We start from the raw sequence: 26,443 nt of genomic DNA, 5'->3' as shown, positions 1-26,443 counted from the left end.
TATCCCTATATTTTTATTAAGCTGATTTTTGTTGATAATGATCTGTTTTTTTATTTTCAATTAATAAACTTATAAAAGTAAGTAAATAAACAGCTGTAACCGATAATGGAATTACAGTAAATCCTTTTTCTGCAAAAAAAATCCCGCAAACTGACGTTACGAATACAGTCCCTACTGACAATATACCATAACTTTTGCTTTCATAAATCCATACGTACGGTACAAAATGAACACCTATTAACATTGCTACTACAAAAGGTAACCATTCCGGAAATTGAAAATAGGCAAGTAATACAAGCGGAATATTCAATACATTTATCCCACCAATTAATCCTGCTAAAATCCCTAACGGATTTCCTTTCGCAAACATATCAATTTTCAATATAGCAGCTATCATTAAGCCGAAAGGAAACACACATCCCATACCGATTAAATATACCCACACTACTTGTTTTTCAGAAAGAACAAAGCCCGTTATACTCATAACTATCCAAAATAAAACACCAGCTAATATAATCGGTAATCCTCTCTTCGTTTTGATTGCTAAATCCTTTTTTGCTTCTGAAACATTCATTTCACGATTCCCCCCAAATATTTGTATTATAAAGTCACCTCAACCTCGCCCATCCAATAACGCCAAGCTACTAAATAATCTTCTAAATCTTTCGGGTGGTGCCGTAAACATGTATCTATACGCAAATATAATCCTATGACTATTTCTTCATATAAATCACGGTTTTTTATATAAAATATACACTGTTTCATCGCATAATTAATTGTTTCTTTTTTTACATCTTCCGGGGTTGAACAGAACGCATAAATTAAATCGTATAAAGGAGCTCCTAACACTGGTAAGGGATCAATTACACCATGCAGCTTATTTCCTTGAAATATAAAATTATGGAATCCAAGATCACCATGTAATAAAAACGGCTGATTTATTCCAGCCTTCCTACTCGGACTATTCGCTAACTTAAGAACCGTTCTATACTCTTCCTCACTTATGTAACGTCTTACATTTTCATAAGCTTCCATCACATTTGTCGTTAAAAATTCATTCCAAGATTGAACCGGACTTTCTTTCCATCCCCAGACATTCGCCTTTGGAATTATTTCATACTTATTAATAACTTCCTTCACAAGTTTGCAAAGTACATCCCGTTTATAACCAGGTTTACACGAAGTTGTGCCCTCAAGGAATGAGTAAACAATATATCGATTAAAAAAATCCTTATATAAAAGCTTTGGAAACGAATCGTTCCCCTTATAAAACTTAAGGAAATAAGCTTCTTCACGTATCACTTCCGCTTCATTCAGCTTTACAACATATTTTCCGTCCAACAAATATACTGTACTTGTCGTTCCTCCGTTCAACGCTTTTATGCTATTTGGATAAATCGAAATCACGTTCTCCTTAACTAGTTGTGCAGCAATTATTGAAATGTCCATTCCTTCACCCTTCAATTCCGAAGATTCCCTCAATTCAAAAGACAACTTTACTATTATTTGACAAACAAATGGTAAATCCCTTCAAAAATCTTAATATAACAAAAAATCATTTACTTTTATATTTCAAAAATAAGGAAATACTAACAACAACGTTACATACATATAGGAGGACACTATGAAACCTGAATTTTTAAAAGCTGTACATGATGCCATCGGAAATGTCGAACATATTCATATAGAAGAAAGCGGTGCTGACAGCTTACTTATCCATCATGATGATGCACAGCAGTTACAACAAGTTGCTAAAACGCTAGAAAATAACAATTTTCGCTCTGCTTTAAGAACAACTGGAGATGCTTCGTATATTGAAGTATTGAACAGATGATGAAAGTCCGGATGTATGCCGGGCTTTCTTTTTTATATTAAAACTTCAAACTCTTTCACATATACCGCTGTTCCAGCAATATCTATTTGTAGCTTCTCATTTTCTACATCTTTCGTTACATATACCGTTACACGACCATCTTTATGTATTTCTTGACCTTGTTCAACAATTAATTCCATTTCATGGTCAAAATCTTTCTCCAAATACGTCGCATAATACGCCCCCATTACACCTGAAGCTGTTCCTGTCACTGGATCTTCAAGCGTCCCAGCGTAAGCTGATGAAAAATGACGGCCGTGCATTTGTGCTAGTTCATCATAAGTTTCTAGACAAATTGGGTGAATAGAAGCATTAGGTATTTCTTTTAATACTGATGGAAATGCAGCATTATTAGGTTTCATTCTCTCACATGCATCAAGATTTTTAATCGGTACAATTACAGTCCAATTACCAGTACTTCCATATACAATCGGTAAACTTACATCTAAATCATTTACTTCTAAACCGATACTATGAGCTAATGCTTCTGTTGAACCTGCAAAATCTTTAAACTGAGGTGCTGCCTGCCTCATTTTAATAAAGGTTTCTCCATTTTCATTTACATCTATTTTTATCGGTAAAATCCCGGCCTTCGTTTCAATCGTAAGATTATTTTTTTCTTCTAATAACCCTCTTTCACGCAAAGCAAATATTGTTCCAACTGTCCCATGACCACATAAATCCATTTCAAAACCAGGTGTAAAAAAGCGCATTCTTATATCTGCTACTTCTGAAGGAAGAACGAAAGACGTTTCATTAAATCCAACTTCTTCAGCAATACGCTGCATTTCCCCTCCCGTTAATCCATCCGCCTCTAATACAATACCTGCTGGATTACCCTTATTTGGTTTATTCGTAAATGCGTCATAATGAAATACATTTATAGTCTTCATTTTCTTTTCCCCTAACTTTCTTTAAAAATTTTATAATAAAGCTCTATCTCCGTTTTTATCGAACAATTATTTCTCCAAAACACCCTCTGCATCTTTTCATTTGAAGTATGTGTGCTTCCAATGTAATAAGTAGCCCCCATTCCCTTTAACATATGTAAAGATTGAAGATGAATTTGTGAACTAATTCCTTTCCCGCGATAATAAGGCATTATCCCAAAATAAAATAACCGTCCTTCACTTTCTGTTCCGGGTTCTATATGCGGTATGGACATACCAATCGGCTCATTTTTATCATAAAAAACAATGCATGACTTTTCCCAACCTTTACCTAACTCTGTTTGCACTGAATAAAAATGATCATCGATAGTTAAAATTGAAGTTTGATTCCCTGAACCCGACATACATTGTTCCCAAATATATTTAAATTCTTTTTCCGGTAACGTTCCTTCTGCTATTGATCGATATGTATATTGTCTTTCAAGCTCTTCTACATTGTTCAATTCTCTACATACTTCTATCTTTGCGGCATACAAAGAAAAACCGGCATCAAGTAACACTCTCACACTTGAGTTATAACTACTAAACCTTTTATTTAATACAATACTCGCTCTTTTTAACTCCCAATTAAAACAAACCTCTTCAAATCTACTTATCTTTTCTTTATATGTTTGTACATCATAAAGAACATCCTCTTCTATTTCTTCAATTGTCACTGCATTTGGTAAGCCATTTAATACTTTTTTAGAAGGGCCAAACAGATTCTGAATGATTGCAAGATCGTATATCACCACTTTAATTCACCTACGCCTGGCTCAATAAACTTCCCTGAAACATCCTCGTTTGAATCTATTACCCAATCATATATATTTTTCGCTCCTTCAGCCGGAGTCATATTCGCATCAAAGGCACCAATATCAGTTTTTAATTTTCCTGGGTGAATGGCAGTTACACTTATTCCTTTATTCTCAAACTCTTGTTGTAAGCAAAGTGTTAACATATTTTGTGCAGCTTTAGCAATTCGATAAGAATACGAAAATTGTCCTTGTGCAAACTCTTTATTCGCCATTTTATGCAATGACCTTAATCGAGAAGACACATTTATTATTCTTGGATGATTCGATCTAGCTAAAGCCGTATATGTACCTTTTACAGCTCGAATTACACCTAAACAATGAATATTAAATAAGTCCATTAACTCTTCTAAATTTGTATGTAAAATCTCAGTTTCCTTTCCAGTAATTCCAGCGTTATTTATAACTAGATCCATATACTCTGTATATTCCTCAAGCTGTTTCTTAATTTGCTCCGTACTCTCATCAATCGATAAATCTGCCAATATAGGAAAACATCTACCACTAAACATTTGCTTCAATTGCGTTACCGCAACCTCAGTTCTAACTAATGGGTAAACAATATGCCCTTTTTCATGAAATACTTTTACTAGCTGTAACCCTAATCCACGATTTCCACCTGTAATAATTACTCTCATCTATTCATCTCCTTATTTTTAAAATAAATAAGAAAATCCATCCACTTACCATTCTCTAATGAAAACGCCTCTCTCTTGCATTCAAAAGAAAAACCTGCTCTTTCCGCAAGACGAACGGATGGCTCATTATCAACACGTATATGCAATTCAATTCTATGAAAATGAAGACGATTAAAAAATAACGGCAACGCAGCTTTTACACTTTCTACTCCGTATCCATTTTTCCAATATTGGTTATGAATAGAGTAGCCCATCATTGCCCACTGATAATCCAGACGTAAAATTTTTATAAGCTCTAGCTTACCAATATTAGCTCCGTCTTCTTTACGAAAAATACCTAATACATACATCTCATCTCGATGTGCTGCTTCATCAAATCCCCTTATCCATTCCGTAAACCATTCTTTTGTTGATGATGCCATAACTTGATAACCGTCGTCATGTTTATACTGCGATGTTAACCTCTTATTAAATCCATCTAACCAACTTTCATAATCACCATTTTGGAACGGACGGATCATGAGTCTCTCTGTCTCTACCTGTAATAGCGGCAACTTCATTTACATCTCTTCCCTTGATTGATATTAGAATATTCCTTATTATCTTACACAAAATACAAAATCTAGTAAATTATTATGTTTTTTATACATAAAAACCCAGTCATGCCTTATACATAACTGGGTTCTCCATCGTTTCATAATTTTCTATTTCACAAGAACTACATCCCGTAATTCCCTTTTCAACACTTTTCCTAAAGCATTTTTCGGTAACTCTTCTAAGAATACCACTTCTGGAATTTTGTAACTTGCTAATTTCTCCTTACAATACTGAATAATACTTTCTTCTGTTAATGTTCTTTCGCTATCCTTCACAAGATAAGCTCTTGGAACCTCTCCCCAAAATTCATCTGGAACTCCAACTACTGCAACTTCTAAAACACCATGTATTTCATGAATAACATCTTCTACTTGGTCTGGGTATACATTGTCACCACCGCGTATAATAACGTCTTTATATCTTCCCATAATATGCAGGAATCCGTCATCATCTATCATGCCAGCATCGCCCATGTTAAACCAATTATCTTTTACTACCTTCTTTGTCGCCTTTTCATTATTCCAATACCCTTTAAACATGTATGGACTTCTTACATGAATCTCTCCAACTTCATTCGTTGTTAGTTCATCACCTGTTTCTGGATGAACAATTTTCACCTCTACATTTTTCAAGGTTTTTCCTACAGAAGACATCTTTTCTTTTCCCATCATTGGATGCCATGATGTTACAACCCAACCTTCTGTACTACCATAGCCTTGCACCATATAGATTCCTTTTTCCATATATTTTTGGATGAGTGTTTCTGGCACTTTTGTTCCACCGCTTTGTGCTACTTTAAAAGTAGAAATGTTACGTTCTTTTTTATTTAGTTCATCAAGCATATAGCTATAAACAGCTGGGAATGCAAGCATCGTAGTAATTTGCTCTTCTTCAATCTTATCCCAAATAAGAGTAGGATTCGAATCAGCTAAGAAGATCATCGTAACACCATGATAAATGCAATTTAAAATAGAAAGCACGCCACTCATATGAAACAATGGATGCACCGATAAAAAGCGTTCACCCGCTGGAATTTCTGTTTGTCCTGCAATCTCAGCAAAATAATGATGTAAGTTTTTATGTCCAATTACACATGCTTTCGCCTGACCAGTCGTTCCTGAAGTAAATAAGTAAATCGCATCATCATCTTCCTGAACTTCTACGTTCGGTTCTGTCATTGGCTGTTCTTGCAACTCTAATTCAAATGAACCAAAGCCTTCTTTTGTCGTTTGAATTACATAAGGAATTTCTTTAACAGCATCAATCTTTAATAAAACTTCACTAAATTCTTCATCAATAACTAGCACTTTTAATTTCGCTTCTTTTACAATCGTTTCTAATTCATAAACAGTAAGCTGATGATTTAGCGGAATAAATACCGCTCCAATTTTTAAACTTGCCATCATAACGCTTGGAAACGGATGATTATTTTTGCAAAGTATTCCTATACGATCTCCTCTCTGCACACCACTATGTAGCAAATAATGTGCTAGCTGATTTACTCGTTCGTTATACTGCTGAAACGAATACCTTTTCCCTCCGCCTACAAGCGCTTCCATATTTGGTGATTGCATTGCTCTTTTTTGTAATAATTTTTGCATCGTTCTCAAGTAAAACTCCCCTTTATATATGTTAGGTTTTTTATTTTACCAGATTAACTATTAATTCACTAAAGATTACACTTAGTGAATATAAAATAAATAAAGAAAGAAACAGTCATTTACTTCACAAGTAAATGACTGTTTCTCCTTATATATTAGAATACGCCTTACTCATCACATATTGCACATACTCAGGTGCACTTTTATCAATCTCTTCGTCACTTAATTTATATTCGGCACCATATAAATAAAATGAAGGTATAAATTTCATGTCTGTATATAAGCAAGTAGCTTGAAATGGTTTCGTTAAATCATCCATCGTAATTCCACTATTTTCATAATCTTTTTCTAATCCACCTATAGAAATAGCCACACCAAATTCTTTCCCCTTCACTTTATCTCCTTTTGATCCGTAAGCAAACCCATATGTTAATACATCGTCAAACCATTTTTTCAATAATGGTGGTGAACTGTACCAGTAAAGTGGAAATTGGAATATGTATCTGTCATGTTCTACTAATAACTTTTGCTCTTCTTCAATATTAAACTCCCAATTCGGTGCCACTTTATATAATTCATGCACCGTAATTTCATCCGAATGTTTCTCAAGTTCTTCTAACCATCTTTTATTAATTTTTGATTTTTCAATATGAGGGTGTGCTACAATTACAAGTGTTCTCATCATTTTCCATCCCCTTTATAAATTAATCAATCCTTTACGTATTAGTATGAATGCGTTACATATAATTGAAAAGTACGTACTTTCAAGTGCTATAGGAACCTTGAGGTACCTTTGGAGGTGTTATATGAATCAAAATGATAACTGTCCAATTGCAACGACTCTCGATGTAATCGGCGGAAAATGGAAAGTTCATATTTTATGTGTTTTGTCGGATGGAAAAATGCGAACAAATGAAATTAAACGAGAAATCCCAAACATTACACAAAAGGTTCTTACACAACAACTTCGGCAACTTGAAGCTGATGGGATTATCTATCGTACCGTATATCAAGAAGTACCACCAAAGGTTGAGTACACCATAAGTGAATACGGAAAATCTTTAATGCAAATAATGAATGATCTGTTTGAATGGGGAAAAGATCATCAGATTAAAAGATTACATGACTAAAAAAGCACTATATACTTTGTTTAATCCTCTACGTTCATATTTTTTATTTTTATAAAGTTTATTTTCATCATTTTTTAGCTAACTTGTTTTCTTAGATTGATGGACGTGACCCCACATCCATCAATCTAAAAAGATACAATTAGAAAAATGAGATTTCTATAAAGTTTCGCATATAAACACTACTTCCGCCTCATTAAACGCTCGCTCTACTTTTTCTAATCTCAATTGTACGTAAGCTATAAAGAAGCACCCCTAAACCAAGAATTTTTTCATTATTAGACGCATTAGAACCTAAGGTAATAGTAGGTACATTTAAACCCATAAACCTTTCACTCCATTCTATAGGCATATATCCCTGCTTACCAATTGCTAATGTACGTCCATCTATTGTACGGAGAGTACTTTGAATAAAATCAAACTCAACTTCTACATCTGACAATTTTGTGGCTTTATCTGTCATCAAAGTACCACGTATCATAGTAAATCCTTGTATCATTTTTTCTTTAAACATACCAATTTGGTTATAATTCGAGTCATAAATTACCCAATCATATCCGTCCACTTCAGTATGAAAATAAGCTAGAATTTCCCCGCTACTCGTTTCTAATCCGTAAACATCTTTATTATGTAAAAAAGGTATTACTGAAAAAAGAATATTTGATGAAACCATCTTTGTTCCTGCAACATATCCGCCATCAGGATGATATAAACCATATTGCTTGTTTCGTTTAGGTAATTCTAATACAACTAAAGTATCAATATCCCAAAATGTTGCATTACTTTTTATCATATTCTTTTGTATCAACTTTCCTTTTCTTAACTGCCAAAATCCAATTCCAAAAAAGATAGAAGCAGCGATAACAAAAAAGATAAACTGCCCCCAAATAATATGTCCCCAATCTTCATATACAGCACATAAAGCAAGAATAAAAATACCCGTTCCAATTAACAGTTTCATCTTTCCTTTTCGCTTATAGTAATCAAATAATTCCATTTCTATATTCCTCCCTTATTTCTGTTCCCTAACTATTAATATATCAAAAACATAGAATGCCCTCTATTCAAAAATATGAGTTCTTCCACTGCCCAGTTCATTGGAAACAAAGTAATAGTCGGTCTTTTGAGCTCAAACTCCTGAGAAAGAATGAAAGCGAAATCAATATTCCTGCATTTCAGAGATAATACCATATCGCCATCAAGCTAATAAAAAGATACTCCTTAAAAATAAAAAGCGCTATTCTCTCTATAAAAACAAAGGAAAGAATAGCGTTTTTTATTTTGAAATAGAAGTCAGCATTTAAACTAGACATGCTAATATTGATTTCGTGCGATTGTCAGTTACCTCATAATAAATTTCTAATCCTTTCCGAGTACCTGTAACCATTTTAGCAGCTTTTAGTTTAGATAAATGTTGACTAATTGTACTTTGAGGCATTTGTAAATCCCCATACATTGTCGTTACATTAGTAGGACCTTTTGCAAGCATTATTTTCACTAAGGATAAACGAACAGGATGCGCCAATACCTTTAGTACTTCAGAGATTTCTTCAAACATTTCTTTTTGTTCTTTCATCTTATTTCTCCCCTTTTATATACACATTTATGTTATCCATATATATAATTCGAAGGTATATACGATTTTATGTCCGTCATTTTAAAAAAATATAAAAAAACTTTTTCCCGAAACTAAAGGAGTATCTTAACATACTGTCTCACTATCGGTACCCTTATAGATACAGACGTACCTACTCTACACTCAGCAAACTAAAATCAATGAAAAAGAGAGCAGATATCCTGCTCTCTTAAGATGCCTCCTTTTGTTCCGTGGAATGTTTAACACTTCCCATTCTCTTTAGCTTATTCCACCCTACAGCTACTCCTCGAATCGATGAGAATATAGATTTAATGACAACATAAGTCATAAATTGACGATAAATAAAACGTTGTAAAATTAACCATGCTAGTGGTTTTGGATTCTCTTCCTCTAATTTAAATGCAAACAGAGATGCGAAAAGATCCATTAAAAAGAATACAAAATAAAATCCTAAAACTTTTAGTGGATCACTACTAAATAACCCTATAATCATTAATATATCCGCAAAAGGAGCAATGAATTGCAGAACATATTGGAATAACCACATATTTGGCAATGCAATAAACCCTAAAGTTTTATGCTTTAAATTACATAACGCTTTTCGATGTTTCCAAAGACATTGAAGTGTACCATATGACCAACGATATCGCTGTTTAATGAGACTTTTCACATCTTCAGGTGACTCCGTAAAAGCATAAGCCTTTTCTTCATATACAATTCTATGTCCTTGACGTAAAAATGTAATAGTAAGATCCGTATCTTCTGCTAATGTATCTTCGCTTAAATATCCAGATTCAACTACATTCTTCTTACGCCACGCCCCAATAGCTCCTGGAACTACTGTAATACAATTTAACTCATCAAAAGCTCTGCGTTCTAAATTAAACCCTGTAATATATTCAACATGTTGCCAAGTAGTTAACAAGTTTCGTCTATTCCCAACTTTGACATTACCTGAAACTGCTGCTACATTCTGATCTTCAAAGTGTCTAACCATTAGAGAAATGGCGTCTTGCGCAATAATAGTATCCGCATCTAAAGTGACAATGATCTCTCCTCGCGATTGTTGAAATCCTAGGTTCATTGCCGATGATTTCCCGCCGTTTTCTTTCTGAATGAAACGAACTTTAGGGTGTTTATAAAATGTTTCTTGTATTACTTTTGACGTACCATCTGTCGATCCGTCATCCACAACAATAACTTCAAATTCTCTATAATTACTATCCAAAATTGAGCGAATCGTCTTAGCTATCACCTTTTCTTCATTATATGCTGCTATGACAACACTAACAAAAGGTTGATAGGACGAATTAATATAACGAGATAGCGTTTTTCTTTTCTGCTTCCATGCAAAATAAATTAAGAATAAAAATCGAAAAATCCCTAATCCAATAGCAATATAAAAAATAGCAGTTAATATATGCTTAAAATATCCAGTTCCCGAAAAGACAGCTTTATTGTAAAGTAAATATTGCTTCCCCTCAGAAGAAACAGGAGGCATAATTTCATCTCGTTCTTTATTCATTAAATCTGAAATTGTTACAAAACTATATCCATGCTTTTTTAGGTCTTTAATAATGATTGGGAGCGCCTCTACTGTATGGGTACGATTCCCTCCCGCATCATGGAGAAGAATAATATTTCCCTCTCCCTTATAAACGGGATTAACAGCACGCTTTACTAATTCATTTGTTGATGGTGTTGCCCAGTCTTCGGGATCAACTTTTTCCGCTACCATTGTATAGTTCATATTTTGTGCACGTAAAATAGGCAATATTTCATTTGATGAATCCGGGTTAGCATCCGCTTCATATGGTGGTCTAAATAAAACCGTAGAATGTCCAGTTACTTCCTGAATTAAACGTTGCGTCGTATTAAGTTCTACTTTTGTTCGCAGTAAAGACGTATCAGCTACGTTAGGATGCTTGAAAGTATGATTGCCAATTTCATGCCCTTCATCGTATATTCTTTTTACAATACTAGGATTTAGTTGTGCGTTTTCACCAAGTACAAAAAAAGCAGCTTTTATTTTATTCTCTTTTAATATATCTAAAATTTCCGGCGTATATTTCGGGTCTGGTCCATCATCAAATGATAATACTACTTGTTTCCCCTTTGGTTTTCCATATCGTTGCACTTCATACGCAGATGGTAAGGATTGATATACTTCATCTGTAAGGTAACCATCTTTTCCTACTTTAAAATCTCTCAATCCATTTTGTCTTTCATTCTCAATCTGTAGAATTTCACCTTGTCCAGAATAATTCACTTCATCTAAACTAGTGATTTTATGTAATACATCAGGATTTTTTTGTGCCTCAATTGGATTTTTTAAAACTTTCCATATTGTAGGGTCTTCTGCTCCTAGTCTCCATAATGCAAACCCCTTTGCATTGTTTTCTATTGCGATTTTCACTTGATTATAGAGAGTAACACCGTCTAAGAACCAAGCAGTATGTTCTTTCTCTCCTGTTTTATATCTAAAATAAGGATTTCCACTCATCTTATCCCATTGAATTGTCATATTTGAATTATGAGCCATTGCCATAACTTCTGAAAAAGTTAAAGACTTCGCAGGTTCTTTAATGTTCACTTTCCAATCATATCCATAGTTACCGAAAGCAACTATAAGTTTATTAGACGGAATATTCAGTTCTTTCAATGTGTGTTGGAACCATTTATTCGAAGCAATTGGCCCTGGTTCCCCCGCTCCATAGTGCTCATCGTACATCATTACAATCATTCGATCTATTACCTTTGCTAACGCACTATAATCAAAAGCTTTATCATTAGCTGGGACATCTTGTGTAACGAGCAAATCATGTTTATGAAAGACCGTAGTAAGTTCTTTCATAAAATTTGTTAAGTTTTCTCTATCACTTTCAGGTATCGCCTCAAAGTCAATATTAATACCCGCAAATCGATTCTTTTCAACTTGCTTTACTAAATCATTTATAAACTTTGTCTTTTCATCATTTGAGGAATTCAGTAACTTATGAATTAGCCCACTATCAGGACCAGAAGCTTCCTCAGTATAGTTAGTAAGTAAAGGCATAATTTTCACTTGATTTTTTTCTGCTAACTTTACTATCTCAGGTTTTATCTCACTTCTAATCGTTAAATCTGCTTGTAAATGATACCACTCTGGTACTAGCGTGGTTAATGAATCGATATTTTCTTTTAAAGAAGCGGTACTATTTTCATCCCAGTTTACATAAAAACCATACACTTCTTTACGTTGTTTACTATCCTTCGGTGAATTCACCAAATTTTTATTATTCTTCGTTTCGGTATTTGGTTTAAACTCTTCCTTCTTTAACTGCTGATCACTAAGTTTTTGATTAATTGGTACAAGTTTATTATCTTGTTGTACAGCGGTATTCATATTTGGAATTTCTGGTGTTGAAAAAATACTTTGAAAGAAAAAATAAAATACAATACTTACGCTAACTATTGAGATACATAGGAACCAAATAAAAGTTATGTTTCTCCTTCCTTTCGGATCATAAAAAACAGGGTTTGCTTTATCTTTCTCTTGTTGAATGTTTTTCTCCATTATATTTTTCACATACTCCTTCTTAATAGAACTATAGAATAATAAAGTGCAACTTTAAGCAGCCCAACTCCCACCTAACTTCTTTGTCCCAGCCAAATTTTAAGATGGGAGTTTTACTGCCCGCAATAGCGAGATAAATCCTTTTCGCTTTGAAATGAATCTCTCACTTTCATATTCTATTGATTCTTCTTTTCATTCCCTTGCTGGTGGCCTCTATTTTCTTGTTGAGACCCCCTACCATTGTTCCCTTGCTCGTTTCCAACATTTTCTTTCTGTGATCCTCTACCATTGTCCCCTTGCTGATTCCCATTATTTCCTTGTTGAGATCCTCTACCGTTGTCCCCTTGCTGATTCCCATTATTTCCTTGTTGAGATCCTCTACCGTTGTCCCCTTGCTCGTTTCCATTATTTCCTTGTTGAGATCCTCTACCGTTGTTCCCTTGCTGATTCCCGTTATTTCCTTGTTGAGATCCTCTTCCATTGTTCCCTTGCTGATTCCCGTTATTTCCTTGTTGAGATCCCCTTCCATTGTTCCCTTGCTCGTTTCCATTATTCCCTTGTTGGGATCCCCTTCCGTTGTTTCCTTGCTGATTTCCATTATTCTCTTGTTGGGATCCCCTTCCGTTGTTTCCTTGCTGATTTCCATTATTCCCTTGTTGGGATCCTCTACCGTTATTCTCTTGTTGATTCCCTCTATTTTCTTGCTGAGATCCTCTACTATTGTTTTCTTTTATTTGCCTAGATGGCTGTTCCTCTGTTTTCTTTTGTTCTTTATGCTCTGGCTTCTCATATTTTTTTTCTTTTACAGGAGACAAATCTGGTGATGCAGCAGGAGATGACTCCTGCTGCGATTGCACCTCTTCTTCGTTTTCCACCGGATTAGACGGCGTGGCAGGTGGAGTAAGCGATTTGTTCTTCTCTTTCTCTTGCTTTATGTAGACACCTGTGCCAATTCCGGCTTTTCTAGCATTCTCTCGTACTTGCATCGTACTACTTTGATATTCGACTGTAATATGTTTTAACTCATATTCTTTCTTTAATTCTTTCATTTCCTTTTCCAACTGTGGTTCTAACGAATTGTCCTTCGCAACAGCTGTTAGCATAACTTGCTTATCATTCGTTAAATACTTATCTTCTTGGCTCTGCTTTATAATCGTACGTATTACGTCTTGCAATTGTTTATCTTCCCATTGCTTCAATTCTTTTAAAATACGCCTTCCATCATCATTGCAAGCTTGCAAATCTATAACGCGAAGATCCTTCGTTACGCTCACCTCTAAACTTGGATTTATATCAACTGAAACGTAAGCAAATACTTTTTCTTCCGGTTGGTTGTAGAAAAATAACAGCGCACATAGAAAACAAGCAACAAGTAATGATGCCGGCTTTAAGAAATAAGGGATTGAAAAACGCGATGCTTTTTGTTCTTGCTCATCAAATGAAATTTCCTCCCCAATCATGCAAGAATCCCCTTTTCTTTTACACGTAATAAACTCTCCATTCGGTGTTAATACAACTACACTATGTTTTTTTATATCCATCACAATTCCTTTATTCATCATGCTTCCCTCCCCTTATATAATCAAGAATGTATGTATAGTTGTTTGCGAAGATAATACACATTGCAATGATATATTTTCTATGCCGCTCCAACGTTTTACGACTTACCCTAACACGCGGTTCAATATGTTTAAGCGGTAACTTTTTCTTTCGGAACAGCTCCTCCATCATTTCCTCTTCTTTTATAATCATCTTTACAATTTCTATTAAGTGCTCACGGGTGTCACGATGCTTAGGAGATTCTTTTGCAAGCTCTGAAAATGTGATTTTAAACTCAGCTAACACACTTTGAAAATGAAGAATTTCCTCCTTACGGTTACTATTGTCCATCTCTTTCATATACTCCGTAAGCGACACTTGCATTTCTAACATTTCCTCTTGCTCATCTTCTTTTAAAAAGACACGGGTATGCTTAGACTCCTTGCGTATATAGTCAATTACATCTCTTTTTATAAGAAGATCAGCAAACGCTAGAAAAGATTTTCCCTTTTTATATGAATACTGTTCAATTGCTTCGTTAAACGCAAACAATCCAATACTATATTCATCATCCTGTTCTGTAATATATCGGCGGCAGACAGACGAGATTGATTTTCTAATAAACGGCTGATACTGTACGATAAAGGCTTCCTTATCTTCTCCGTTGTTTTGTATGTTACATACGATATCCTCTATTTTCGGTTTTCTTAGGATCTTCATTACTAAACTTAACACTGGTAATCTCTCAGCCTCCTTCTGCTTTAAATAGAAAAATGGTCACTAAACAAGTGACCATTTAACCACATTTTGTTAGCACTTTTCTTTGGTCTTGTCTTCTTGCTGTTAGTTATATTTTTCGAGTCTAACTTTTCCCACCGTTTTCCTAATGATTTTCCTTTTCCCTCGGCACTAAAGTTAAGCTTATATTTTAATATACGTTCTTATGTTCTTCCGCTTGTTTTGCTTACTCTTTTTCTATTTTATCTGCAATCCTTGAATAACTCTTCTCTATATCATTGGTAATTTAATCCTTTTATTTCGGATACCCCACTTAATCTAATAATTTTATTAACACTTCAATATTCTTTCATAGTCATTTTTCTTCTATTTATTTTCTTCACTATACATATTCGGAGGAATACATAGTTTTATGGGGGTCAAAAAATATTTTTATAAAAAATATATATGTATTTCAAAAATAAAAACCATTGATTTGAAAAAGGGCTAATCAATGGTTTGCTTATAATATCTATTAAATTAAGTTGTGCTCTCATTATATATAAGAAAATCTGCTGTTCTCACTATTTCCTGCCGATTTTCTCTTTTGTTATCTTTCTTGATTATCATAATATGTCTTATCTGCATATTTTCGATCATTTCCTTTTAGATAAGCTAATATTACTTTTGGATTTTTAAGTAAGGTCCAGTCTCCATATGTATCAAATCTCCTGCATGAAGTGATCATTCCATTTTTAATGGTACCGAATTTCTTATGATTCCGTTTTCCCCATTCTTTTAACCGTTTAGCGAAATCTGCATCTTCTGCCATAAGCATGTTTTCATTAAATCCGTTGATTGCCATAAAGTCTTTTCTATAGCACCAAAAAATCCCTACAGATATAGCTCCGTACTTAAAAAGTAAGGGGATTATTATTAACATTGCGGAGAGAAATATTCCTAAAGATATTCTTTCAAACTTCCCATTCACCCCACCACCAATATATTTACCTGAAGCTAAATATTTATCTACATTAGACAACATAGACTCTGTCATTATCGTATCAGCGTCTATAGTAACGATTATTTCTCCACTAGCTATTTTAGCCCCTGCATTTCGAATTTTAGATAAGTTTTTATCGTTATTTTTTAATGTAATACACTGATAAGATTTTGCTATTTCCTCTGTTTTATCTGTGCAACGATTTAAAACGACTATAACTTCCGTTTGCTCTTTATATGCCTCTGATGCCATTGCAATTGAATCCAAACATTTTCTAATGTACTTTTCTTCATTATGTGCAGGAATTATAATAGAAAATTTCATATCTTTTTTCAAATTGACTCCTGGAGATTCGGTTGTCTCTGTCATAATATCCCCCTTATTTATAAGATAAATATCTGTTATACATAACATATATTAAAATTTATTAAGTTATATTATAGGAACTGCAGGTAACTATTACTTGCGTATAAAAAATCAAAAACGTTATTCTTTCTAAACGAGCTAAATTATTAGAAAGAATAACGTTTTTTATTAGTTACATTAATATTTTATTCGTTGCTTTATTTCTTCAAAACGAGCACGTATAAATTTATTGATATCTGGATGATCCTTATATAAGGTAACGGTATACATGATTGAAGATGCAAGTATAGTAGACCATATTAACCAATCTCCAGCATAAGAAAGAACTTTAATTATTTCACTCGTAAATTGTTCCTGTCCAGCATGAAATGTCGATACGAGAGAATTAAGGTTAAACAATAATAAAATTATAATCCTTCCCAAAAGCATAATAATCCATCCGATAATATACGAATAGCCACCAACACTACATAATTGATTGTTATGATGAAAGACTTTCACTCTCTTAGCTTGCCAATAACCAACTATCGCTCCTAATATAAGTAAACTAATTAATTCAATTGTAATAATAAAGTCCAAACTATTTGGAAGCCCCATATATGTTCTAATTATAGCCATGATTGGTATACCAAGAAGATCAAAACTATCTACTTTTTTAGGGATAAGCTGCCTAATGATTAATACAATAATGACTACAAGAATAATGAAAACTTTATTCATGCAATCAATCCCTCTTTTTTTCTTTTAAATAATACTCAATAAGCTGATTTACTTTTTCTTCTGGATATGATTCTGTTGTTTGAAGGACATGAATTACTAGCCCATCGATAAATCCGTACAATATCTCCAATTCAAACTCTCTATTATGGTCTTGTTTGACGTAGCCTAGCTCCTTCATTAAATCTAGGATTATTCCCATAAGATACCTCGTATGGGAATCCATTTTCTTCCGAAGTTCAATAAGCTCTGGGGAACTAAAGGATATACCGAGAAATGTAATCCAAACCTTCCCTTCCAACATTTCTTCTTTATTAGATGGAATAATAAATTTCATTAATCTTCTAAGTGCTTCTTCTTTCGTTCCTTTAAATTCATTTGTACGAGTAGTCGCTCGCTCTTCCATCCGATTCAATACTAAATTCATTGCATAATAAATTAATTCATTTTTAGACGAAAAATGATGCTGAACAAGTCCGACCGAAATGTTTGCTTCATCAGCGATTTGCTGTATGGAAGCTTTATCAATACCTTTTTCTAATATTACACGCCAAGTAGCGGTGGCGATTTGATTCTTCCTTTGTATTTGATCAACTATTTTAGGCATTCACATCCCCCCTTTTTATAATATGGTTATATTATAAAAAAAGTACTTAAAACAATATGAACATATTATTTTAAATGTAATAGAGCTCTTTCTACATCACCATCAAGCTAAGAAAATACAACTACCCCCAGAACGAAAAATTGTGCTTACTTGTAATAAAAATCTCATTTTTTCGTTTTGGGGTGTTATAAAATCTTTAAGTTGATGTGCATTGGGTGGGACCCCAAACAGTACGATTTTATTTCAAAGACACAACGATCTTACTACACACTTTTTATTTATCCCACACTCTCATCTGCTAGTATTACTATTTTTTATTACTAATGTTGCCGTTTCACTCGGATGGCTAAGAGGAAAATGATGGCCATATGGAACAAAATCAACCTTACCAAGATGCGATGGAGCAGAATAGCCTCTGTCATAATCCCCCCAAATAATGTGCAGATTATACTTTGTTACTTCATTGAAATCACCTTGATCGTTTTTCAGAAGTAAACTGTTAAGCTGAACTGTAGTATTTAAAATTCTAGGAGAAGTAAAACTGTTACTTATTTTTTCAATATAATGTTCAGGGATACTCTCCGTACTTTCAAACAAACCATTACTTAATAAATAACGCTCTATCAAATTAGTAGTTGCCAATTTTAATGTCCATTTGTTCATGAATTGAGGAACATTTAGCGATTTAGCATTTTTTTTAGCAACAGGTGGCTGAAGTAAAGTGATTGAATACTTCTTATCTATGTACTCTTGTACCAATGCTTCCAGAAGAATAAACGCACCGAATGAATGGCCAATTAGATGTGCACCATTAGTAGCTTTCTCCAATAATTTTTTCACTACATTCAAATAGATATCTAGAAGATTTTTCTCTCGTTTAAAAGGAGAACGTCCCAAACCTGGAAGATCCAAGACCCATACAGGTTGACCAGTTTTTTCATGAAGCTCTTGTGCTAAAGGAAATAAATCCTCTCCATCACTCAATAAACCATGTAATAAAATAAACGGTTGACCCTCTCCTTGTAATTGGTAAAGGGTAGTGTTATCGCATAATGTTCGTTTAAATAAATGATTATGCTGGCCATTTTGATACATCATTCGATAATCCAGATCAGCTACTACGGCAGGGAAAAATTTCATTACACTCGTCTTCTTAAACCAATCTCCTCCCATAATTTTTTTCGCTGAAACATTTAAAAATTTTCGTTTTGTAATAAAATTCAGTCCATCAGAAGGGATTTTTGTTATTTTACTTACTCCACTATTCATAATTGCTTTCATAAGTGGCATTGGGACAGAGATTTTTGGTGCCCTCATATTCATACTTTCCGACATAATACTTAATAATTCAGCAATGTTCTGATCGTGCTGTTTGTCTTCAACAAGTGTATATGTTTGAATAGTCGGTTGCTCCAATCTGAAAACCTGCACAATAAACTTCGCAAGCTCATCGTTTGAAATAAGTGGTAACCTATATCCCTTACCTCCAGGAATCACTGGCATGAGCCCTCTTCGCATACTCATCACAAGCAAACCTAATCCTGTTATCTGCTCTGTACTCCCTGTTTTACTACTACCGACTACAGTTGGCGGATTAATTACAGAAAGCGGATAACCTACTGCTGATGCCTGTTGACGGATATAAAGATCTGCTAAAAATTTTGTTCTCTCATATGGATTTTTTATTTTCAAATAATTGTTTCCTTCTTGAAACACATCCATTGCAATCTTGCTATTTTTATCATCAAAGGGACTCATATAACCTACAACATGAATAAATTGTTGCAAGCCCTTCAATTGATGAATGCTTTTAGCTAATTCACTAATATGTTTGGCGCCATTTAAAAATACGGAAGCTGCCTCTTTACTTGTCGCTTGAATATCCATGGGGCCTCCTGCATGAATAATCACATCCGTTTTCAATACCCTCTCCTTATCTTCAGCACTTAGACCTAAATCTATTTTAGTCAAATCACCTTCAATAAAGTGCATAACTGCCTTTTTTAAGATGCCTCTTTCTTGAAAAAGGCGTGTCGCTTTACTTTTCGATCTCACTAAAAGAAGAATTTTAACATCCTCTTTGGCTAATTCTTTCACTAATTGCTTGCCAATAAAGCCTGTTCCACCAATTAAAAATACTGTTCTCATATAAAATCCCCCTTTTAGTACTACTTAGTACTAATTTGATGTAAAAAAAAAGCTTCTTTTATCGAAGCAATTTTAAAAAATGATCTGCTGTTTTCGTGATTACAGTTGCATTCTTCAATGTTTCTGAAATAAATAATGCTCCTTCAAGATTTGTAATAAAAAGTGATGCAACCTCATCAATATTAATCGTATTTCTGAATTCTCCATTCTCTACCCCTTGTTTAAGTAATAGAGAAACTTTCTTTTGTAATCCTGTAAAAAAAAGACCTATTTTTTCTTTAATTTGCGTGGCCTGTGTAGGACTTTGAATATAAAGAGTAATAAATGGACAGCTCCCCTTATACTCTCTCGACTGAACTCCTTGTGATAATTGCTTTAAAAACAGTTGGATACGATCTTCAACTAAAAATTGATTCTGAGAAAGTACGTCATCAATTGCAGATTGATACATTTCAATCCAATAATCAACGACCCCTTCTAATAATACTTCCTTATTAGAAAAGTGATAATACACATTAGACTTTGAAACTTTGCTTACACGTACTAATTCATCCATACTTGTATAAGCAAACCCTTTTTCTAAAAATAATGTTGCAGCTACTTCAATCACACGTTTTTGATTCATTAATTTTACCTTTGTCATAACTAGAACTATATAGTACTAATTTGAATATTGCAAGTATTTATGTTAATTTAGAAAAAAGTTTGATTAAAAAAGTTCCACTAACATTGATTTTACTGCAAAAAAAATCTTATTTTGAATAAAGTTGAACTGAACCCCGAAATTGTTAATTCACTATCGTCTAATAGAGGTCACCATACATGCCCATCAACTTAAGAAAAAGAAATGCCCCAAAACGAAAAAATGAGCGGCTTCTCAGAATAACTATCTGTAGAGAAAGAAAATTTTAATTTAGGGGGATATGAAAATATTAGCTTAATGGTGATGTGGTAGGCCCCTATATAAAAAACCACAGTTTACATTCAAACTGCGGCTTTTTGACGTACAAAGAATTACATAAATCATTAGTCACTATCTAATGATTTATCAACATCTGTTTTTATTCTTTACACTCTGCAACAGAAACAAGTCTAGTTTAGAATGAAAGCAATAGAATTATTTAACATATGTATCGCTATAACATATGCAAGGGATCTGTTAGAAATAAGATAAGCCGCAGTAAGTATCACTGCACCAGGTAAATAAATAGCAATATCCGAAAGTTGGTTCGTATGAAGAAGTGTAAAAATTATAATCGAAATGATAGATGCAATAGCAGTACCAATATAATGTGAAAAACGATTTAATATTATATAACGAAATATAATTTCTTCAAGTATTGGACCTAGAATACCAAATACAAGCAATGTAAATATAAGAGGTATCTCCGCGCCCGTTTCAAGGAGCTGTTCTTGGTTCTCTGGCTGACCAGTTGCTAGAAAACGCATAACAATCTGTTCTACAATTACCGTAAATAAAACCACCATAGGAATACTTACTATTTTCAAAATTGTCTTCTCTTTAAAATAAGTAAAACTTTCAATAATTTCTTTCCTAAAGAAAATTATTCCTACAATAGCAGGTACAGTCAAACCGATGGCACTAAGAGCAAATTCTGATTCAACTAAATTGCTGTTAGTTAAAAGTGATATGCCAAATAATATGAACAAGCCAATTTGAAGTAATGCAAACATTGTATAAACTATTAGCATAATAAGTTCTTTTGTATTCATTTTAATAAAGTTCACTTTATTACCTCCATAATTAAATTACATAGAATCTTTGATTTTTCTTTCTGCATAACGTTCTCCTTCTATATATATTTATATAAAAATAGACCGGACGGTTCGGTCTGAAAACTAATGATACTATAAGTTTCTAGTTTTTTAAACCCCCTTTACAAATTATTAACACAATCAAAACGGGAAAAAGTAAATAAATTTATATCTCAATTTCTTATTTACAATCAAATTCCAGTACTCATTCATTATTAACGGTTAATCTTTTATAGTATGAAGTGATAAGATATCCTAATTAAACGAAATGAAAGTGGAAGTAGTTCAAACATTTTAGCTAAACATACTAATTAAAATTATATATAATACTCATATGTCTATACGTTAAAATTAACTATATATTTTTACACCTTATACGATTTTATGTAAAATTAGTTGTATAATATGACTAAATCAACCAACTAGTCATATTATTTTTGACAGAAAATTCATTCGAATGATATAGATAACACCATTTGATAAACCTCTTTTCAAAAAAATTTTTTTTGAGGTTTCCATAAGATAGGGATTGATAAGATATTTTTGCTCCAAACTTATTTATACTTACAAAAACATTAAGAAAATAGAGGGTAAACATTACCTGGAATATTAAGCTCGTTTTTATTAGGAGGACTATAAAGCATGACTAAAGTTGATAAGGTTAAAGAAAAGATTATTGAAACATCTTTATATTTATTTAATACCAATGGAATAACTCGCACATCTATCCAGGATATAATGACAGCTACTGAACTACCTAAAGGATCTATTTATCGTAGATTCAAAAATAAAGAAGAAATTGTCCTTGCTGCCTACGACAAAAGTGGTGAGATTATGTGGAGTCATTTTCATAAAGCAATGGAAAATAAAAAGACAGCAATTGATAAAATCCTTGCAATTTTCCTTGTATATCAAGATGCAGCTAATAATCCCCCTATTGCTGGAGGCTGTCCATTGCTTAATAGCGCAATTGAAAGTACTGGAGTATTTCCAGAATTACAAAAAGCAGCAGCAAAAGGCTATGATGATACAGTAATGTTAATGGCTTCTCTCATAAAAGAAGGAATAGAGAAACAAGAACTTAAAGAAGATATAGACATTATATCGCTCGCTTCTTTTCTTGCATCTTCAATGGAGGGCGCTATTATGGCAAGTCGAGTATCTAACGATAATATACATCATCATTATTTTATTGAACAAATAAAACATCATCTTTTCTCTTATTCTAAATAAGTGAGAACTTGCCTTGCTTTTTTATAGACTTAAATTGGATACCCTCTCATAAAAAGTATTTACTGTTTATGAGAGGGGTATTAGTTTTTACCAGTTGTAGCTTTTTTGACGCTGTATATTATGCATATAATCAATCTGCTTTTTTACATAGTTTGTTCGTATATTTCTATGAAAACCATATCATCGCTAGTAAGTAGGAATTTTATTCATCATTGCATATTTTTCACATCCCCCTAAAATAAAAAAATTTACTTTTTTAGATAACATTACTATCGACGTTCAAAAGCAAGACGTACAGCAAGCCCCGTTAGAACACTTGCCATAAGCCAACGCTGCACTCGTAGCCACGTTGGACGTGTGCCAAACCATTTCGCAATCCGACTTGCTGTAAACACAATTAGGAGGTTGACTATAAAACTAACAGTGATTTGCGTAAGACCCAAAACTGCACCTTGTAAAAGCAACGATCCCTTCTCAGGATCTTCAAATTGAGGTAAAAGTGACACATACAAAATAGCAATCTTGGGATTTAGAAGATTGGTCATGAGTCCCATCAAAAATAATTTCCGTGGTGGCTCATTAGAAATCGTACTTGGCTCCATAATAGATGTAGCACCAGGTTTAATCGAATTCCAAGCTAGCCAGAGCAAATAAGCGGCACCTGCCCACTTGACTGCTTCATAGACAGCAGGAACAGCAAGGAATAGAACTGTAAGTCCGAACATTGTTGCGATTATATAAATTACAAATCCGAGCATAATGCCCAAGAGGGAAATAAATCCTGCCATACGCCCTTGCGTAATGGAACGAGAGATGAGATAAATCATATTAGGCCCCGGTGAACAAACCATACTAAGTGAAACAATTGCAAAAGCTAGTAAAGTACTAAAACTGACCATAAACCTTCCCCCTTTATGTTACATAAAATTTCCTATTGTACATTTTATCATGATTGAGGAGAGAAAATATCAATACAAGCCGATGCAGCTAAGTAATATTGTCGGATCGAATGTATTGTAATCACATACTTCTCCTTCTCTTAAGTAAGGATTAAAAATAACCTATCCATAAAGCTACTAAAACTACTACCAACAAAGCAAAACAAATTGTGATATTTCGAACCCACTTTTGTATATCATCAAAATACCGTTCTAGAAATATAGCGTAAATATTCTTTTTTTACTCAACTCGCCACCACCTTACAATAATTTCCTTTTATTCCATTTTATCAGAACATATTGTGTAGCAGTATATGAATATTATATGCATGTCAAAAAGGCTAACAATTCAAGATTGTTAGCCTTTTTTAATCATGCCTTTTATTACTTTACTTCCTAACAACCGGAATCCACATTTCACCAAACACTAAGCCGTTTCTTTGTCCCATCGCAACCGTTGTATTCGGCCCACCAACATAGGCAAAATCTTTTGCATCTGGTAAAGCTTGACCGAATGCGATGCCAGTCAGCTTATTACTTAACTCTTCAGCCGTTTTGTCTTCTCCTTTCACTACTACATATTCTCCCCTCGGAAACTGAATCACTCTAGATTTTCCTTCTATTTGTGCTTCTGTCATAACACCAGCATAATACATCATCTTGTTATTCACCGCTTCGCTCACGGAAAAAATGTAATCATTTGTAGCTAAAGATTTTAAAGTGTCCAGCCTTCCATCTTCTTTAACAGCTGACCAAAAGTCTTCCTTTTCTTTATTTATTCCAGCAAAGTCTGTGTATTCGCTCTTAATTTCAGTTCCAATTCCTAACACGATAAAGCTATCTTTTTCTTCTATAGTATAATTTTTCATATTCAAAACCTTCCTTTTTTTAAAATGAATCAAATGATTTATCTTTTCATCTGATGAGTTTATAATATCTTTAAATCATGTCAAAAAATGATACTGTTTAGGAGACTCCAATGAAAAAAGTTGAACGGATTAATACCATCATGCGATATATCAACAACCGCTCCCACTTTACAATTTCAGAAATCATACAAGAATTTAACATCTCACGTTCGACAGCTGTTAGAGACATTAGAGAAATTGAAGCTATGGGGATGCCACTTGTAGCTGAAGTCGGAAGAGCTGGTGGATATTGCGTTATGCATAACTCTATCTTACCCGTTGTTCGCTTTACTGATAACGAAGTGAAAGCTCTTTTTATTGCCTTTATGGCTACAAGAAATCAACAACTTCCCTATCTAAAGAGTCGTCAATCTTTAGCCGAAAAACTGCTAGGACTCATCTCAGAAACCCAGCAAGATGACCTTGTTCTTTTAAATCAACTCTTACTTTTTGAAGGGACTAACCCACATAACCCTGATCTACTTGAGCTTTCTGACCTCCCCCATCCTATGTTAGAAAAACTCATCCAAATCCTTCTTTTGGATAGACATTTATTGATTACTGTCAAAGAAGAAAAAATTAAATCTTACCCAATTTATCTATTACACCTGTATCAAGAAAAAAGCCAATGGATCATTGAAGGGTTTGACTTAAAAGAAGAAAAGAAGAGGATGTTTCCTGTCGATGATCTCATCAATATCGAGCCATACACGACGAAAAAAAAGCTAAATAAGAAAAGGATTTTAGAAAAACTAAGTAAGAAGGATGAAGCAATTAATCTTGTACTTGAACTTGGTCCAAAAGCAATTTCCCAGTTCAAAAAATACCACCCTTTCAAAATTTCAATCTCTTATACAAATCCTTACCAATCAACAGCCATTTTAAAAACATTTATCAATGTTAACAATTCCGATGAAGTGACGGAAATAACAAATTGGCTACTTTTCCTAGGGAAGGATATTACAATCAGGGAAATACCTAAAGAAGTATTAGAAGGTTTACAAGAGAGATTATGTTTATACTCTCCATAAGCATTGATCGGTGAAACCTCAAAATATTGAGGTTAATTCGTTACCCATCATCCATATTTTTCTAATACCTAGGGAAAACATTGTATTTGCTATCACTACTAAACGAAGCTTCTAGGAATAATACAATAAAAAAGGTGTGAACTAGCTCTTAGTTCACACCTTTTTTATATTAGAGTTTACTATAAACACATTAAATTGCTTGTTTAAGATTTGAATGTGGATTTGGTCCATACTTATTCTCACCTTCATCACTTTCAATGATACAAAACACAAGTAGAACCGCTCCTCCAAATGGCACCAAATTTAATAACTGCCACCATCCTGTCTTTCCACTATCATGTAATCGACGAGCTTCCACTGCCAAAGTAGGAACGATAAAAATTGCTATATATAGCAAAGTAATATTGGCTCTTAAGTAAAAGGCAGACGAAGAATAAGAGGCCAAATATATTAATGACCAAAACGTAACCTTATTAACTAACGTAAAAATCCAGTACTCTTTTCTCGTAGCTCTCCCACTAAATTTCGCATAGTTTTTGAGAGTATATAAATACCATTTCATTTGAACCTCTCCCTTTTCCATCCCCTAAACGATTTTTATACATTTTATACCTTATAAGTATAAATATAGCACATAACATCTTTAACCTCTATTTTCATATAGAATATTCTGTTTATTTCAGTTAAATGTTAACATACTATACTTCAAGGCATGTGTATTTGATTT

The 26,443-nt window shown here is 33.6% G+C and carries 26 protein-coding genes and 1 pseudogene; 4 read left to right on the top strand and 23 right to left on the bottom strand.

The features are described 5' to 3' along the window. Window positions 1-16 precede the first annotated feature (16 nt). Both DN390_RS06775 and DN390_RS06770 read right to left on the bottom strand, forming a co-directional pair. On the bottom strand, window positions 17-574 hold the full coding sequence (locus DN390_RS06775; RefSeq protein ID WP_147806910.1) for a DUF7010 family protein: 558 nt from the start codon (window positions 572-574) through the stop codon (window positions 17-19). Window positions 575-600: 26 nt separating this feature from the next. Next, a complete protein-coding gene (locus DN390_RS06770) occupies window positions 601-1,449 on the bottom strand; it encodes a phosphotransferase (protein ID WP_147806909.1) in 849 nt (282 codons plus the stop codon). A gap of 175 nt (window positions 1,450-1,624) precedes the next feature. Between DN390_RS06770 and DN390_RS06765 the strand changes: the two genes are divergently transcribed. Beyond that, a complete protein-coding gene (locus tag DN390_RS06765) occupies window positions 1,625-1,834 on the top strand; it encodes a hypothetical protein (protein ID WP_000801653.1) in 210 nt (69 codons plus the stop codon). A 32-nt stretch (window positions 1,835-1,866) separates the two neighbouring features. Here DN390_RS06765 and DN390_RS06760 read toward each other — a convergent pair whose 3' ends face one another. The 6 genes from DN390_RS06760 to DN390_RS06735 form a co-directional block, all read right to left on the bottom strand. Further along, complete coding sequence (locus tag DN390_RS06760; protein WP_147806908.1) at window positions 1,867-2,766, bottom strand: PhzF family phenazine biosynthesis protein; 900 nt, start codon at window positions 2,764-2,766, stop codon at window positions 1,867-1,869. A gap of 11 nt (window positions 2,767-2,777) precedes the next feature. Beyond that, window positions 2,778-3,554, bottom strand: a complete 777-nt coding sequence (locus tag DN390_RS06755) for a GNAT family N-acetyltransferase (protein ID WP_147807184.1) — start codon at window positions 3,552-3,554, stop codon at window positions 2,778-2,780. Next, window positions 3,551-4,255 (bottom strand): SDR family NAD(P)-dependent oxidoreductase, encoded by a 705-nt coding sequence (locus tag DN390_RS06750; RefSeq protein WP_147806907.1) that lies wholly within the window; start codon window positions 4,253-4,255, stop codon window positions 3,551-3,553. The genes DN390_RS06755 and DN390_RS06750 overlap by 4 nt, the downstream gene beginning before the upstream one ends. Further along, window positions 4,252-4,815, bottom strand: a complete 564-nt coding sequence (locus DN390_RS06745) for a GNAT family N-acetyltransferase (protein ID WP_147806906.1) — start codon at window positions 4,813-4,815, stop codon at window positions 4,252-4,254. Before DN390_RS06745 ends, DN390_RS06750 begins: the two co-directional genes overlap by 4 nt. 144 nt (window positions 4,816-4,959) lie before the next feature. Next, complete coding sequence (locus tag DN390_RS06740) at window positions 4,960-6,462, bottom strand: class I adenylate-forming enzyme family protein (protein WP_147806905.1); 1,503 nt, start codon at window positions 6,460-6,462, stop codon at window positions 4,960-4,962. Window positions 6,463-6,601: 139 nt separating this feature from the next. After that, window positions 6,602-7,135: an NAD(P)H-dependent oxidoreductase gene (locus tag DN390_RS06735; RefSeq protein WP_147807183.1), complete on the bottom strand. Its 534-nt coding sequence runs from the start codon at window positions 7,133-7,135 to the stop codon at window positions 6,602-6,604. A gap of 124 nt (window positions 7,136-7,259) precedes the next feature. Between DN390_RS06735 and DN390_RS06730 the strand changes: the two genes are divergently transcribed. Next, window positions 7,260-7,583, top strand: coding sequence for a winged helix-turn-helix transcriptional regulator (locus DN390_RS06730; protein ID WP_060631673.1), 324 nt, complete (start codon window positions 7,260-7,262; stop codon window positions 7,581-7,583). Between the two features lie 193 nt (window positions 7,584-7,776). Here the strand turns inward: DN390_RS06730 and DN390_RS06725 are convergent, their stop codons facing one another. From DN390_RS06725 to DN390_RS06675, 11 genes are all read right to left on the bottom strand, one after another. Then, window positions 7,777-8,577, bottom strand: a complete 801-nt coding sequence (locus DN390_RS06725; protein ID WP_060631674.1) for a hypothetical protein — start codon at window positions 8,575-8,577, stop codon at window positions 7,777-7,779. Between the two features lie 303 nt (window positions 8,578-8,880). After that, window positions 8,881-9,156, bottom strand: a complete 276-nt coding sequence (locus tag DN390_RS06720) for an ArsR/SmtB family transcription factor (RefSeq protein WP_000662958.1) — start codon at window positions 9,154-9,156, stop codon at window positions 8,881-8,883. A gap of 229 nt (window positions 9,157-9,385) precedes the next feature. After that, complete coding sequence (locus tag DN390_RS06715; RefSeq protein ID WP_147807182.1) at window positions 9,386-12,733, bottom strand: trifunctional glycoside hydrolase family 18/polysaccharide deacetylase/glycosyltransferase family 2 protein; 3,348 nt, start codon at window positions 12,731-12,733, stop codon at window positions 9,386-9,388. Window positions 12,734-12,909: 176 nt separating this feature from the next. Further along, window positions 12,910-14,295: an anti-sigma-I factor RsgI family protein gene (locus DN390_RS06710; RefSeq protein WP_147806904.1), complete on the bottom strand. Its 1,386-nt coding sequence runs from the start codon at window positions 14,293-14,295 to the stop codon at window positions 12,910-12,912. Then, window positions 14,285-15,007 carry an RNA polymerase sigma factor SigI gene (gene sigI / locus DN390_RS06705; RefSeq protein WP_087986396.1) on the bottom strand — a complete coding sequence of 241 codons (723 nt, stop codon included), beginning with the start codon at window positions 15,005-15,007 and terminating at the stop codon, window positions 14,285-14,287. Before sigI ends, DN390_RS06710 begins: the two co-directional genes overlap by 11 nt. A 592-nt stretch (window positions 15,008-15,599) precedes the next feature. Further along, window positions 15,600-16,361 (bottom strand): glycosyltransferase family 2 protein, encoded by a 762-nt coding sequence (locus DN390_RS06700; RefSeq protein WP_147806903.1) that lies wholly within the window; start codon window positions 16,359-16,361, stop codon window positions 15,600-15,602. A 174-nt stretch (window positions 16,362-16,535) separates the two neighbouring features. Further along, window positions 16,536-17,078, bottom strand: a complete 543-nt coding sequence (locus tag DN390_RS06695; RefSeq protein WP_147806902.1) for a hypothetical protein — start codon at window positions 17,076-17,078, stop codon at window positions 16,536-16,538. Between the two features lie 4 nt (window positions 17,079-17,082). Beyond that, on the bottom strand, window positions 17,083-17,682 hold the full coding sequence (locus tag DN390_RS06690; RefSeq protein WP_147806901.1) for a TetR/AcrR family transcriptional regulator: 600 nt from the start codon (window positions 17,680-17,682) through the stop codon (window positions 17,083-17,085). 291 nt (window positions 17,683-17,973) lie between these two features. Next, window positions 17,974-19,830 carry an alpha/beta fold hydrolase gene (locus DN390_RS06685; RefSeq protein ID WP_147806900.1) on the bottom strand — a complete coding sequence of 619 codons (1,857 nt, stop codon included), beginning with the start codon at window positions 19,828-19,830 and terminating at the stop codon, window positions 17,974-17,976. A 58-nt stretch (window positions 19,831-19,888) separates the two neighbouring features. Further along, entirely contained in the window at window positions 19,889-20,455 is a 567-nt protein-coding gene (locus DN390_RS06680; RefSeq protein WP_147806899.1) for a TetR/AcrR family transcriptional regulator, read from the bottom strand. Between the two features lie 467 nt (window positions 20,456-20,922). Continuing rightward, window positions 20,923-21,579 carry a CPBP family intramembrane glutamic endopeptidase gene (locus tag DN390_RS06675; protein ID WP_147806898.1) on the bottom strand — a complete coding sequence of 219 codons (657 nt, stop codon included), beginning with the start codon at window positions 21,577-21,579 and terminating at the stop codon, window positions 20,923-20,925. Window positions 21,580-22,248: 669 nt separating this feature from the next. On the opposite strand from DN390_RS06675, the gene DN390_RS06665 reads away from it, so the two are divergent. Beyond that, window positions 22,249-22,839, top strand: coding sequence for a TetR/AcrR family transcriptional regulator (locus tag DN390_RS06665; RefSeq protein ID WP_147806896.1), 591 nt, complete (start codon window positions 22,249-22,251; stop codon window positions 22,837-22,839). A gap of 269 nt (window positions 22,840-23,108) precedes the next feature. Here DN390_RS06665 and DN390_RS06660 read toward each other — a convergent pair whose 3' ends face one another. The 3 genes and pseudogenes from DN390_RS06660 to DN390_RS06650 all read right to left on the bottom strand — a co-directional run bounded on the left by DN390_RS06660 (window position 23,109) and on the right by DN390_RS06650 (window position 24,646). Then, complete coding sequence (locus tag DN390_RS06660) at window positions 23,109-23,738, bottom strand: LysE family translocator (RefSeq protein ID WP_097951714.1); 630 nt, start codon at window positions 23,736-23,738, stop codon at window positions 23,109-23,111. 151 nt (window positions 23,739-23,889) lie between these two features. Continuing rightward, window positions 23,890-24,009: pseudogene (locus DN390_RS06655) on the bottom strand (DUF3963 domain-containing protein); the annotation flags it as partial. Between the two features lie 157 nt (window positions 24,010-24,166). Further along, window positions 24,167-24,646, bottom strand: a complete 480-nt coding sequence (locus DN390_RS06650; RefSeq protein WP_147806895.1) for a GyrI-like domain-containing protein — start codon at window positions 24,644-24,646, stop codon at window positions 24,167-24,169. Window positions 24,647-24,756: 110 nt separating this feature from the next. Here DN390_RS06650 and DN390_RS06645 point away from each other — a divergent pair, with 110 nt between their 5' ends. Further along, entirely contained in the window at window positions 24,757-25,716 is a 960-nt protein-coding gene (locus DN390_RS06645) for a helix-turn-helix transcriptional regulator (RefSeq protein ID WP_147806894.1), read from the top strand. 190 nt (window positions 25,717-25,906) lie between these two features. Here DN390_RS06645 and DN390_RS06640 read toward each other — a convergent pair whose 3' ends face one another. After that, a complete protein-coding gene (locus DN390_RS06640) occupies window positions 25,907-26,278 on the bottom strand; it encodes a DUF805 domain-containing protein (protein ID WP_147806893.1) in 372 nt (123 codons plus the stop codon). Between the last annotated feature and the right edge of the window lie 165 nt (window positions 26,279-26,443).

The organism is Bacillus sp. SH7-1 (assembly GCF_008042405.1).
GTDB classification, from domain to species: domain Bacteria; phylum Bacillota; class Bacilli; order Bacillales; family Bacillaceae_G; genus Bacillus_A; species Bacillus_A thuringiensis_N.
The sequence above is the reverse complement of the archived record's forward strand: the minus strand, read 5'-3'. Positions and strand labels throughout refer to the sequence as shown.

Bases quoted from the DNA above. Each gene is read 5' to 3' on its own strand.
- DN390_RS06775 (WP_147806910.1), bottom strand. From the start codon at position 574: ATGAATGTTTCAGAAGCAAAAAAGGATTTAGCAATCAAAACGAAGAGA.
- DN390_RS06770 (WP_147806909.1), bottom strand. From the start codon at position 1,449: ATGGACATTTCAATAATTGCTGCACAACTAGTTAAGGAGAACGTGATT.
- DN390_RS06765 (WP_000801653.1), top strand. From the start codon at position 1,625: ATGAAACCTGAATTTTTAAAAGCTGTACATGATGCCATCGGAAATGTC.
- DN390_RS06760 (WP_147806908.1), bottom strand. From the start codon at position 2,766: ATGAAGACTATAAATGTATTTCATTATGACGCATTTACGAATAAACCA.
- DN390_RS06750 (WP_147806907.1), bottom strand. From the start codon at position 4,255: ATGAGAGTAATTATTACAGGTGGAAATCGTGGATTAGGGTTACAGCTA.
- DN390_RS06745 (WP_147806906.1), bottom strand. From the start codon at position 4,815: ATGAAGTTGCCGCTATTACAGGTAGAGACAGAGAGACTCATGATCCGT.
- DN390_RS06735 (WP_147807183.1), bottom strand. From the start codon at position 7,135: ATGAGAACACTTGTAATTGTAGCACACCCTCATATTGAAAAATCAAAA.
- DN390_RS06730 (WP_060631673.1), top strand. From the start codon at position 7,260: ATGAATCAAAATGATAACTGTCCAATTGCAACGACTCTCGATGTAATC.
- DN390_RS06725 (WP_060631674.1), bottom strand. From the start codon at position 8,577: ATGGAATTATTTGATTACTATAAGCGAAAAGGAAAGATGAAACTGTTA.
- DN390_RS06720 (WP_000662958.1), bottom strand. From the start codon at position 9,156: ATGAAAGAACAAAAAGAAATGTTTGAAGAAATCTCTGAAGTACTAAAG.
- DN390_RS06715 (WP_147807182.1), bottom strand. From the start codon at position 12,733: ATGGAGAAAAACATTCAACAAGAGAAAGATAAAGCAAACCCTGTTTTT.
- DN390_RS06710 (WP_147806904.1), bottom strand. From the start codon at position 14,295: ATGATGAATAAAGGAATTGTGATGGATATAAAAAAACATAGTGTAGTT.
- DN390_RS06700 (WP_147806903.1), bottom strand. From the start codon at position 16,361: ATGACAGAGACAACCGAATCTCCAGGAGTCAATTTGAAAAAAGATATG.
- DN390_RS06695 (WP_147806902.1), bottom strand. From the start codon at position 17,078: ATGAATAAAGTTTTCATTATTCTTGTAGTCATTATTGTATTAATCATT.
- DN390_RS06690 (WP_147806901.1), bottom strand. From the start codon at position 17,682: ATGCCTAAAATAGTTGATCAAATACAAAGGAAGAATCAAATCGCCACC.
- DN390_RS06685 (WP_147806900.1), bottom strand. From the start codon at position 19,830: ATGAGAACAGTATTTTTAATTGGTGGAACAGGCTTTATTGGCAAGCAA.
- DN390_RS06680 (WP_147806899.1), bottom strand. From the start codon at position 20,455: ATGAATCAAAAACGTGTGATTGAAGTAGCTGCAACATTATTTTTAGAA.
- DN390_RS06665 (WP_147806896.1), top strand. From the start codon at position 22,249: ATGACTAAAGTTGATAAGGTTAAAGAAAAGATTATTGAAACATCTTTA.
- DN390_RS06660 (WP_097951714.1), bottom strand. From the start codon at position 23,738: ATGGTCAGTTTTAGTACTTTACTAGCTTTTGCAATTGTTTCACTTAGT.
- DN390_RS06650 (WP_147806895.1), bottom strand. From the start codon at position 24,646: ATGAAAAATTATACTATAGAAGAAAAAGATAGCTTTATCGTGTTAGGA.
- DN390_RS06645 (WP_147806894.1), top strand. From the start codon at position 24,757: ATGAAAAAAGTTGAACGGATTAATACCATCATGCGATATATCAACAAC.
- DN390_RS06640 (WP_147806893.1), bottom strand. From the start codon at position 26,278: ATGAAATGGTATTTATATACTCTCAAAAACTATGCGAAATTTAGTGGG.